Source organism: Paraglaciecola sp. G1-13, from assembly GCF_055809255.1.
On record NZ_CM147903.1, the window covers coordinates 3,738,366 to 3,751,155 of the forward strand.

A 12,790-nucleotide genomic window follows, 5' to 3' on the forward strand; every position below is an offset into this window, starting at 1 on the left:
ATTTACACCTGTTTAGGCAATGTAATAGCAAAAGAGGTGCCACGCTCTGATGACTCTACCGATATGGTTCCCTTTAAAATTTCCACATGCTTCTTCACAATCGCTAGGCCCAAGCCTGAACCTGAACTTACCTTGGGGTGAAAACGTTTGAACATCTGAAAAATTTCATCTTTTCGAGCGCTTGGAATACCTAAACCGTTATCTTCAACCACTATCTGGTATTCACCGTTTACGCAGCGTGACGATACCTTCACATATGGCTCAGTCTCTTTAGAGTCATCTCGATACTTCCACGCATTTGATATCAAATTCTCTAATATCTGCACAATACGCACTTCGTCACTGAATAGCGGCTGGGTCATGTCGTCTTTTAAGTGAACAAATCCCTTGGAGATATTTTCAGGTCCAAAAAGTCTCTGCTCTATTGATTCTATGACCGCATCCAATGAGATATTAGAGTAGTGACCATTTTCCGCATCCGCTGAAGTCAACGACAAAATACCGATTACCAAAGCCTCAAGACGCTCCATTTGATCATGAATTTTATTGGTATCATTGATGGCATTGGCATAGTTGCCATTTTCAATGTCTTCGACAATAAACTGGGTCAGCATCTTTGATGAGGTGAGCGGTGCTTTAAGATCGTGAGAAGCCCGATATGCAAATTGTGCTAACTCATCATTTGCTCGTAAAAGGCTGTTTGTGCGTTCTTCTACTAGACGTTCGAGCTTCTGGTTAATCTGGGCAGTCAGCATTTCATTAGCAATACGTTTTTTAGCGACCTTTAACAGTGTTTTCAGCTCTCCTGTTGTACGTTTTTCTATCTGCTCAAACAGAATTTGCGTATCGTCAGTGCGTCTTAGTAATTTAATTGTGTTCCGGATAGAAGAAGAAATCGTTTTCGACATGTAACTAATAAAGAGGATATTAAACAAGGAAATACAGATAACAAAAGGAATCATAGTGCGCATAACAAAAGATACAGTATCTGCAACTGGCTTCTCAAAATCCGCAGAGTTTTGATTAAATCTCAGTGCAACGTCTCTCAGATCAGTAATAAAGGTGTCACGCTCTATCAAACCTTGAGCGTAGTTATCGATAACGCTCAATGCAAAATTGGCGTCATTGATATCTTTTTTACATATTTCTACTGCGTGGAAAGTACCTATTTGGCGCATGATAAAACCGTTGACAAAATCCACGGTATCTAAGCATTCAGTGGGTTGCTGGCGAACATTTTTGACTGCCATCCGCAACTGCTCTAGGTCACTTTCTCTTTCATCTACTTGGTCTTCTTCCAACGTCGAAATATATGTTGAAAATTGAACGGTGTACTTAAGATGCAAGGAGTTCAACTGATGAAACTTGGCTCCTTTGGAGATCTCAAGTATCGAAAATAGCGTGAGCGTTATTTCGAAAATGGTCAACACAACGATAAGCAGGAGTTTACTGGAGATTTTCATTGGTATCTCTATGGGTGCGGTTTTAAAGGCTTTAATTTCTTATTATCAATGATTTACAGTCGTCCACCCATTAACTTTAGTCAAGTAAATTAAAATGTCTTGGTAAAATAAGCATTTTATAAACAACGACGCTGTCAACGCTCCCAGCAGAATCATTAAATACTGAGAAGCCAAAGTATTTAGTGCCATTTTTTCCTAGCATTAGTTGCCTTCCCTTCGTGATTGCCCAATCAATCCTAAAATTTAAAATGCCCCTCAAATTTACGCGCACTTTAAATGAGCAAGAATTGTGGGATAACGCAATTCAACGCACCGATGAAGTAATCACAAAGCTTACATGTATAAAACGGCGCAATAGTAAATTTGGCATCGCGGTCCATGCTGTAACGAAAACAACGGGAGCTAACGGTAAGACCAATACAACAAACCAATCACCTAAAATTGGCAAGTGCAGAATTGACTTATTAGCAACACTTTGTTTACATTATGAATGATTGCAATGTCGATTTAGCGTAGGTGTTTGACACGGAATTAACCGAATCAGGCCTGAAAAGTTAAGCGGAACAACCTGGTTCATCGCTGGGTTGGTGCACTCTATTCAAGACATTGTACTTGAAGCAATTTACTTAAAAATGTTTACTAAAAATCCAGCAAAAGAGTCCGACGAGAAGTGATATGAGATCAATAGTAAAAAGTATTCTAAATACAGTACAAGCTCTGCTATTTATCACTATTGTCATGCATTCGGCAACCGCCGTGGCCAAGGTCAACGATACTCCCAATACGTTATCTGAATCACATAGCTCACTCCCCGATGGCCTATTATTAGGTGAGGCAAACCGTCTCGGCGCAGACAAACCTCCCAGCGATAATTTTGACTTGTTAGATTGGAGCTTAACCCTACCGACAGATCTTAACAAAGACCTAAAAGCAGACACCATTTATGAGAAACCGCTAAGTAGTGGGTTCGAATTAAAACCCCTTTTCTACACCGCAGATGACGGCGGCATGGTATTCGCCTGCCCCAATGTGGGAGCAAAAACGTCCAAAAATACCAAGTATGCTCGCACCGAACTTCGCGAAATGCTTAGGCGTGGCAACATGCGCGTTAAAACCCAAGGCATTACCAAGAACAATTGGGTTTTTGCCAGTGCTCACGGCTCTGTTAAAAGAAAAGCAGCGGCCGTTGAAGGCAGTCTAGAAGCAACGTTAGCGGTTAATCGTGTTTCAACTACGGGTGATGAAAAAATGCTAGGTCGGGTCATTATAGGTCAAATACATGCTACTGATGATGAGCCTATTCGGCTGTATTATCGTAAGTTACCTAACAATCAATTCGGCTCAATTTACTTCGCTCATGAAGAGAATGATGGTGATGACACTTGGGTAAACCTTATTGGCTCTCGCTCACATACATTGCCAGACCCTACTGATGGCATCAGATTGAATGAAAAATTTAGCTATAAAATCAGTGTCGAGAATAATGTGCTGTTTGTCACGCTGATACGCCAATCAAAGCCGAACATAACAAAGACGTTTGATATGACTAACAGTGGCTATGGTAAAAGTAATCAATACATGTATTTCAAAGCCGGTGTTTACAATCAAAACAACGGCGGCGATCCAAAAGACTATGTTCAAGCCACATTTTATCATCTCAAAAATCAACATGCTGGCTATCGAGATTAATCTTCAGTAGAAATGGTGGCCCTACGCGCCACGAATCCTTCAATTACCAATGCATCTGGTGTTTATTTTTCAATCAGACGTACAGACGCATCGTTTGACATCTCTGTTATATCATCCATTGAGAGCGCTTCATTGGCCGTAGTGGATCCTGCTCATTTTTCAGCTGAGAAATCACGTCTCATAATTTCAATTTTGCGTCACTTAACGTGACAAAAAATACTCGAAAGCAATTCGACCCCAAATGTAAACTTAATGTAAATAATTATCATATAACCATTGAAAGATGTTTCGTGTATGTGTTTATATAACCAACAGGTTAACAATTTGGTATTAATAAAATAACTTTTGGTAATCCAATAAACCACCATTTGGTAACCACAAAGGCATAACTAAAAACCAATAACATGGAGAATAGAGCCATCATGAAGCTTAAAACATTTGCACTTTGTGCGATTGCAGCGGCAATAACAGGCTGCGGTACAGACTCGAACAATAACCCCAACACATTGGGCTCTATTTCACTGTCAGGCACAGCCTTATCTGGTGAAACCTTAAGTGCATCTGTAAATGATCCCGACGGGATCTCAAGCGCGATTACTTATTATTGGTATGCTGACGGCGTAGCCATTGGGGACGCGAACTCATCAACATTGACACTCACTGATGAACAAATTGGATTTCCCATAACGGTTCAAGCGCTATACACAGACGATGGCAATATCAATGAGTCTCACATTAGTGACCCGACCTCGGACGTATCGGCTATTGCCTTTCCAGCTTCAGTTACCATAAGTGGTGATGCTTTGGTGGGCTCTACGCTAAGCGCTTCAGTGGCAGATCAAAACGGTATCGAAGGCGCAACAGTTATTTATACCTGGTTTGCTGATGATGCAGTCATCGACGGTGAAGTTACATCAGAGTTAACCCTAGGTGAGAATGAGTTCGGAACGGTCATTACTGTTGCGGCGGCGTTTGAAGATGACCGGGGCTTTAGTGAGTCTCCGACCTCAAGCGGAACGAATAGCGTATCTCGAGTCAACTCGGCCGGAGCTGTCGAGATACAAGGTACCCCAACGGTCGGGAATACCTTGATGATAGAAATAGCTGACCCTGACGGTGTTTCAGGTACGGTAAGTTATCAATGGTACGCTGATGATAGCGCCATTGCCGGTGCAACTAATAATAGCTATGTGGTTGATGCTTCTATCGTAGGCAGTGTCATTACAGTCGAGCTAATGTATGTCGACGATAATGGCTTTGATGAAAACTACATCTCAGATCCTACTATTGCAGTCACTAGCGTTGCGGTGGACCAAGCCGGTAGTATTGAGATAGTGGGCACGTCACCTTATCTTGCCAGCGCCCCCCTGAGCGCAGAAATTACCGACAATAACGGCGTTGAACAAAGCAATGTGGTTTATACTTGGTCCGCCGACGGTATTGAAATTACTGATAGCAACAGCAAAACATTCACTCCAACAGCTGAAGCCGGGTCAATCATATCCGTTAGCGCTTCATATACGGATAACGATATGTTTTCAGCGACCGTCACTGACGCGCTCGAAACGTTGGTTTATACACAAACTGTAGCGGATGCCACGGCACTAGAAGCCTCCATTGGCAGTTTGGCAGACGGCGATGTGCTAGGACTAAGCACCAACAACTACACGGGAATGGCCGAGTTAGCACTTACCAGTGCCATTACCTTGCGAGCGCTAGAAGGCCAATCCCCAACATTCACCGGCGAGTTCTGCATACACGTAGCAAGTGGCGTCGATGGCGCAGCGGTCACTGGAATAACGTTCAACGATGTAGATACGCTATCCGGCTCAACTTGCGACAGTGGCGAAGAAGCGATTATCTACTCTGAAGGGGATAACTTTGTCTTTTCACACAATATTATGGATGGTGAAGACACAGTCCTGAATTATCCAGATGAAGCTTACCATTGGCTTATGCTAAAAGGTGACAGTGCATTAATTGAGCGCAATACCTTTAAAGGCCGTGAAATCACGCAAGAAGGCTCTGTAATCAAATTAGCATCATCTAGTGCTAATCACGTCATTCAGTACAATTTGTTCAGCGACAGCAACAACCCTAATTTTGACAACTCAAGCTTGTTGCTCCTCAATCTTGGAAGCACAACGGGAAGTGATGCAGCTGACGACGCCAACTTCACCATACAGTACAACCGAGTTGAAAACTTCGTCACCGGTCGGCGTTTAATGCGGGTGCAAACCTCCGGCGCCACGATAAAGGGTAATACCATTATCAATGCCAATGGCGGTATCTCATTAGAGGACGGTGGCTTCAATACCGTTAGCGACAACATCATTTTGCGCACCACAGATATAGCGGGCTCTGATGACCGACCTAGTGGCGTATTGGTTACACCACTAGGCCATACCATCAGCAATAACTATATCGCAGGTATTCGCTCCACCAACAAAGAAGCGGGCGGCATTGTATTCACCGCCAACCCGTTTTCACAAGCCGATGGCGGCGTGCCAAATTCAGGCAACCAAGCAGTACTTGATGGCTCAGGTGACTTAACGCTGACAGTGGCTAGCAATACGGTACTCAACGCAATACAACCTATTGTCTTTAGTACCGAGATTGGCTCGAAAGCCCCCGTGGGTGATTGTGATGAACTCACCGCAGCAAACAACCCAGAACTATACGCCCTTACTAAAAATTTCTTCGTGATTAACTTTGACGCCAACTTAATTGCAAATGGTTTAAACGACAATGCGAATACCCAAGGGCTCTTTTTAGCCTTTGATGACAGCAGCAGTGACCATTCGTTTGAATATGACTGCGATTTAATTAACCACGCCGAATCGCTGTTTTCCAATAGCTTTGGCTTTAGCGACAGCTATGCCTCAGGGGATGTAGAAGACGATGACTGGGTTGATATCAGAGGCCTAAATGGCAATGGTGAATTTGATGCAGATGGAGCAATTGACCAAAACCCCGCGGATAACGGCAAAGAAGCACCTGAATTAGTGACGGCCAGCAACACGCTGACCGAAACCGATCCTGCTGGCGCACAAGCAATAGCAGGCGCTAAAGGCCTTCACTACATATTAGCGACGGAAGTGGGCGTTGGTTCAACTTGGGTGGCAAGCGATGAATAATCAACGCCGAGCGCCTTTACACACTGAAACTACCATTCGCCGCGACACAAGCATGAAAGAAAGCATGAAAAGACACAACGGAGATCTCGAAATGTCGTTGACCACACTGCAGAAGAATACCGCATATCCGATTAGCACGGAGAATAGAAAATTTAGACTGAGCCCAGCGGCTAAATGGATAAAAACAGCCATTTTCGCAAGTTTAGCCAGCACAACGGCCTTTGCCTTGCAGGCACAAGAAGCACAGCAATTAACTGACGAAAATGATGCTGAATTGGAAATCATTGACGTGGTCGGCACCCGACGCACAATTCAAGATCAAATTGCCATCAAGCGTGAGTCCACCACTGTGGTTGACGGACTTTCTTCTGAAGATATTGGTGATTTGCCTGCCCTTTCTATTGGTGAAGCGCTGGAATCTATTACTGGCGCGGCATCACACCGAGAGAACGGCGGCGCGACGGAAATTACCATTCGTGGTCTTGGCCCGTTTTTAAGTGCGACTCACATTAACGGACGTCAAGCGACGAATGGCAGTGGTGACCGCTCGGTTAACTTCTCGCAGTTCCCGTCAGAATTGGTTAAAAAAGTCGCTATCTACAAAACCCAAGATGCTTCCATGATTGAAGGTGGTGTGGCTGGGGTGATTTCTTTAGAAACGGTCCAACCGCTGGATTTTGGCAAGCAACGCTTTCAAGGTGAAGTCAAAGCCAACTACAACCCTGATGAAGGCAATGTCGACAACTCCTTGCAAGGGGATTTAGGGTTTCGCGGTACCTTTAGTTATGTTGACCAATTTGAGTTTGATAACGGCCAAGCACTTGGGGTGTCTTTTGGTGTGCAGCGTCAAGACATTAGCCAACCAGAAGCTGAGTACAGAAGCTCTAGCCCTACGGGCTCTTCTTTGTGGCCGTGCTTAAACGACCCTACAATCACTAATGAAGGCTTTTATCGCAGCAGTGCTGGGGATTGTGAGGACCAAATCAGTGGCAGCAACAACCAAGGTTATCAAGCCAATATTGACCCAGAAACTGGCGTAGCCGAAAGTGATGGAATCCCCTATGCGTGGACAGGCAGTAGCCGTAGCTACCGCCAAAATGAGACCTCGGATGAACGAGACGCTCTGTTCCTAGCATTGCAATTTCAACCGTCCGACGCGTGGGATATCAACTTCGATGCACAAGTATCTGATCGCACCCAACAAGAATCCCGTCACGACTTAATCTTTTTACAAAAACGCGCGATCCCAGGTTTAACCGGTCCAACGCTAGTAACCAATAGTGTGGGCGGTATATTGCACTGGGAAGGTCAAGACAGGATTGAGTCTGCAGGTGAGCAGTTTTCTCGGGAAGAAAAATACCGCGGTTATGGATTAAACGTAGAGCATTACGCTACAGACGCGCTGACCATTAACGTGGATGTGTCTTACTCAAAAACTGAGCGTGAAGAATTGCAAGTATCGAATAGAGGTCGCACACCAGACAGACAGTTCTTTAGCTGGGATATGGGCAAAGAAATTCCGCACTTCACAGTCACCGATTTAGATGTGACTGATATCAGTAATTTTACCGACAGCTTACGCACCCGTATCGATAGAGAAAATACCCGTGACAATGAGATCAAATCAGCACGCATAGATTTTGATTATGCCTTAGATGGAGAGGTGTTCACCAGTGTGCAAGCAGGCCTTAGAACATCTGAGTTGAGCTTCATTCAGTACGGCGGCAGTCAAGGTAACGGCTCAAGAAATGAATACACCCTAGACACGAGTGAAACAACCGCCCTAGAGGTACTCGATAGCTGTCAAAAAGACTTCCCAGAGAGCGGCTTTTTATCTGAAGTGTCTGACGGCAATATAGTTACCCATGTAGATAGTGAAGGCAATGTAGTTGATAGCGGAACAGGCTCGTCTTGGGCAACCTATGATAACTTATGCTTCTCTGAGGCGGTTGCCGCATCTCGTGGGGCCGATTTTAGTTACCCTGAACTAGAGTATGAAAACAGTGGCACCATAGATGTCACTGAAAAAACCAACTCAGCTTACGTTATGACAAGTTATGACACTGAAATGTTTGGTAAGTTGATCCGCGGTAACTTTGGTGTTCGCGTAGTTGATACAGACGTCACATCCATCGGCTTTAGAAATACATTTGATGTAGTCACCGACGAGCTAGGCGTGCTCAGTCTTGTGCCCGGTGACTCTTTAGAAAGAATCGAAGGCGGCGGTGATTACACTGAAGTGTTACCGAGCTTTAACTTGGTGGTTAATTACAGCGACGACATATTAATTCGTGGCGGGATTTACCGTGGTATGTCCCGCGCTGATCCGTCTGATATGGGCTACAGCCGCACATTCCAAACAGATGATGATATTGCACCAACGTCTTTGTCGGACTTACTTGTCGGTGTAAACGGCTCGGGCAACCCGAATATACAGCCTTTGATGTCTTGGAACTACGATGTGGCGTTTGAATGGTATCCAAACGAGGATTCTATCTTTGCATTCGGCTTTTACTACAAGCAATTCCAAGGCGGATTCCAACAACAAACTGTATTAGAAAACTTCGAAATCGACGGAGAAACCTTTGCACTGCCGGTCACCAATTCGGTTACCACAGACGACGAAGCGGATCTATTTGGTATTGAGACGTCAATCGCCTATCGCTGGGACAGCGGCATTGGTATCAAAATAGGCTACAACTATGCTGATACCGACTTTGAATTCGAAGACAGCTTGTACGGTAATACATTTATCACCGATTTAGACGGTAACACCACCCAACTTAAAGCCGGAATTGTTCCACCTGGCTCCGTACCTGGCTTTTCAGAGCATGTATTTAGCAGTCAGCTGTACTATCAAATTGGTGATTTAGACACTGCGCTTATTTATAAGTATCGTAGCGAATATTTCCAGCCTTATACCAGCAACGGCACACGTCTTCGTTATGTTGATGAAGTAGGAGTGTGGGAAGCCCGCGCATCGTATAAAATCAATAGCAATATACGGGTGAAAGTAGAGGCGATTAACCTATTTAGCGCACCGAAATCTCAGGACTACTATGTGCAAGGCAACTTGGGAGAAGTAAACGACTATGGCCCTCGTTTATTCGCAGGTGTCAGCGTTAAATACTAACTGCAAGGCGTCAATTGCTACGCACATAGCAATGAACGTCTAAAACAAGACAATACCGCTCAGTTCTTTTAAGTAGAAGAGCTGAGCGGCATTTTTGTATTTATCACTAACATGACTACGTGCTCGTCAGCTTGCTAGTTAGCTTCCAGAGTGAGCGTCACACCGCTCTTATCTCGCTGTAAATGCTGGCGACTATTGAGTAAAAATAGACGATTGGTATCAACATTGGCAGAGTTAACTAAGAAGGTTTTAACTGCTTTAGCCCGCGTATCGGCCAGTTTCCCTAGGGCATGCGGAGGAATATCAATACTGTTTCTCACCTGATTGTACATGGCAATAACTAGGGCTTGGTCCAGCTGCTCTTGAGTGATAGTGCTTTGGCCATCAACTGCATCAGGTTGGTCTTGCAACAATTGGGCTTTTACTGTGAGTCTTTCTTCATCCACTTGTTTATTCGTCGCGCTAGTAAACATAGTGGTTAATGCACTTCCAAACGGACTGGCTAGTGCTAACGTACTTGAAGATAAATCAACAGGAAGAGCAGCCTCCCCAGACACATCAAGTAACTGTTGCTGCAATTTTTGTTCGGCCAATTCGAACGCATCTGGCACCTCGTTCACTGTACCCTCAATGTTAACTCGAAGGCCTGGGCGCTTAGCCAAAGCTTCAGCTAATGTATTCAATTTTTCAGATATATCGTCATTCAGCGCAGCAGAGCCAGAGGAAAACGTAACTTCGTTCAACTCGTCGTCACTGCCGACTAAATTAGCCAATAAGGAAAAAGGCGCGGTGACGGCTTTGGTAATTATGTTGCCTAGTGCTTTTAATATGATAGAGCCAAAACCGAAGCTAGGGTTATTCAAATCACCTGACACTTCCATGCCTAAGTCAATCACCCCATCTGAGTCTTGTAATAACGCAATAGCGAGCCCCAATGGCAGGCTAAGCGCCTGATCTGAATCTGTTTTTCTACCCAAGGTTAGCTGGTCAATCACCACATGGTTGTCACCTCGTAACTGATTGTTCTGCAGGGAATATTTCACATCCAGAGACAACAATCCTTTATCAATAAAGTGCCCCATGTATGTGCCTGAATAGGGGTTAACCGAGGTCAGCTCTGCGCCACTGACTGAAAAATTCAAATCGAGAAACATATCTTCAAGCAGAGGGTTAATCGCCCCATTTAATGCAACAGGCGCATAGCCATCAATTTTGCCAGCAATATCGACATCCGCTGTTTTATCAGCACTAGACGACAACCCAGCAATACTCCCATTGAGCGCCTCGATACTGGATGCAAAACGCGGTCTTAATGAATTATCTTCAAAGTAAGCCTTGCCATCGAGCAGGCTAATTTCACCGATATTAATCGCCATTGCAGGTGCCATTTCTGATGACGCTTGCTGGTCAGATTGACGTGCTGTATCACTACTGTCATCAGTTGCTGGTGCATGCTCAGTGCTCCCATCATTTGCAGCTTGCTGTACAACCAAATCACTGATATTGGTATTTTTATCTTTATCAATCACTAGTTTGGCGAAAGGCTTATCAAAGGCGATCTTTTGCAGTGAGAATGCGCGTTTCTGTGAGTCGTATTGAATGCCAGCCACTTGCATATCTTGCCATTTAAGCAGCGGCTCTTGTTTGGGCCCATCGGTGATCACAAGCGCACTCACGCCAGCCTGCCCAGTAAAGCGAATAGGGCTATTGACGCCAGCAGCAAATGTACCCGATACGCCAGCCTCACCCTCTTGCATGTTGACGTTCAAATACTGTGAGATATAAGGCTGTAATTGCGACAAGGCGAACTGGCTAAAATCTACCGAACCGGACAGTTTTTGCTCCGCAACCATAACCTTACCGTTAGTCGCAAATTTGCCTGATGCACTCGTTGGGCGCTTAGTAGCATTGCTTCCTATCCCGAGCTGTAATGTATAATCAATAGGGCTTTCAAAACGCGTATCGATTACCCCTGTTGAGGCATTGATATCAAACACCCGCCAGTGAACGCCGTCAGCCATCATACTTTCAATTAGATCGACGCCACCATTGTTCAACGCAAATGATTGCAGGATAACACGCCATGCGAGCTCGGCGGGCTTGGGTGAAACAGATGCAGCCTGTGATTCCGTTCGAGACTCGTTTTGTGGCTCTGTGCCCTGAGCAGTTTTAGCCTCTGGCTCAGGCTCTGATTGTGGCTTCGTTTTAGGTTCAGCTATCGATTCTGTATTGAATTCAGCGTTCGAAGCAGAAGATGTTTCTGATTTCGGCGTCAGTAAAGCAACCAGATCCACGCCGCTTTTATCGACGCTCGCTTCAAACCACGGTTCATCGATTCGAATACTATTAATATCAATCTGCTGCTTAGCAGTATCAAGTTCAACGCCAGTAATGTGTATACCTGCAATATTGATTTTAGGCTGATTACTAGCATCACTGATGGTCAAATCCGTAACGCCCAGTTGCGCACGGTTAACTTGTACGCGCACACCCGTATCATGCTGTGTTACGCCATAGTGTAAATTGAAATCTAACACTCCACTTGTAAGCTTTGCTTCGATCAGTTCATTCGACAGTGGCCACAGTGGCGGCAGGGCAATACTCTCTAATTCGATTTTCCCTTTAACGTCAACGGGCGACAATTGAAATTGCCCGTCAAGATGAACCGCCCCGCCCTCATCGGTTAGTAAGGTAAACGCATAGTGATTTTCGGGTAGAAGGGCATCCCTCTTTGTGGCAGGTACCGTGATTGACGCGAGTGTATCTAGGTCGGTTAATTCGAACCCTAACTCTGGGTAATTGATTTGAGTGCCTGTCACCTTGTCTGACAGCATCACGTGGCCGTTTGAAAGTCGGAATAATCCAAGGCGAATATGTGGGATTTCGCTAGTCGCTTCATCCTCCTGCGGTTGCTTATCGCCATTTTGAGAAAGCGCTTCAATCATACCAGTGAAATTAAAACGAGTATTATCGCCACCCGCTGTGCGTGCTACGTGAGCATATGGCTTTTCTATAAACACATGTTTAACCGCTGGTGTCAGGTGTAATAACGATTGCCAAAATCCTGCATCTAGCTCTAATCGCGCAACGTGCAAAAAAGGCTCATTGCTAGCTTGTTCGTTAATTTGAATATTCGTTACCCGGACGCGCAATAAAAAGGGATTAATGCGTATTTTTTCGATGTTTACATCACGCCCTGTTTTTTCACTTAGCACACTGGGCAACTGAGATTGCAACACCAGCGGCGTGATAACACCTAAAATCAGTGCATAAAGGAGATAAGCAATAACCAGATAAGTAGCAATACGTACCCACTTTGCTTGCTTGCTGAACGTTGAAGCTAAATTTTTGAATGACATGGCAGGCTT

General features: G+C 44.8%; 5 protein-coding genes. 3 read left to right on the forward strand and 2 right to left on the reverse strand.

Annotated elements, in window-relative coordinates; all coding sequences use genetic code 11:
* Positions 1-2 precede the first annotated feature (2 nt).
* On the reverse strand, positions 3-1,463 hold the full coding sequence (locus AC0L6N_RS15910; protein ID WP_473475893.1) for a sensor histidine kinase: 1,461 nt from the start codon (positions 1,461-1,463) through the stop codon (positions 3-5).
* Between the two features lie 675 nt (positions 1,464-2,138).
* Here AC0L6N_RS15910 and AC0L6N_RS15915 point away from each other — a divergent pair.
* From AC0L6N_RS15915 to AC0L6N_RS15925, 3 genes are all read left to right on the forward strand, one after another.
* Positions 2,139-3,152, forward strand: coding sequence for a polysaccharide lyase family 7 protein (locus tag AC0L6N_RS15915; RefSeq protein ID WP_473475896.1), 1,014 nt, complete (start codon positions 2,139-2,141; stop codon positions 3,150-3,152).
* 422 nt (positions 3,153-3,574) lie between these two features.
* The gene (locus AC0L6N_RS15920; RefSeq protein WP_473475898.1) at positions 3,575-6,289 is read left to right on the forward strand and encodes a poly(beta-D-mannuronate) lyase; all 2,715 of its coding nucleotides are present in this window, start codon (positions 3,575-3,577) and stop codon (positions 6,287-6,289) included.
* Positions 6,290-6,380: 91 nt separating this feature from the next.
* A complete protein-coding gene (locus AC0L6N_RS15925) occupies positions 6,381-9,422 on the forward strand; it encodes a TonB-dependent receptor (protein WP_473481355.1) in 3,042 nt (1,013 codons plus the stop codon).
* A 134-nt stretch (positions 9,423-9,556) separates the two neighbouring features.
* Here AC0L6N_RS15925 and AC0L6N_RS15930 read toward each other — a convergent pair whose 3' ends face one another.
* Positions 9,557-12,781 carry a DUF748 domain-containing protein gene (locus tag AC0L6N_RS15930; RefSeq protein ID WP_473475900.1) on the reverse strand — a complete coding sequence of 1,075 codons (3,225 nt, stop codon included), beginning with the start codon at positions 12,779-12,781 and terminating at the stop codon, positions 9,557-9,559.
* Between the last annotated feature and the right edge of the window lie 9 nt (positions 12,782-12,790).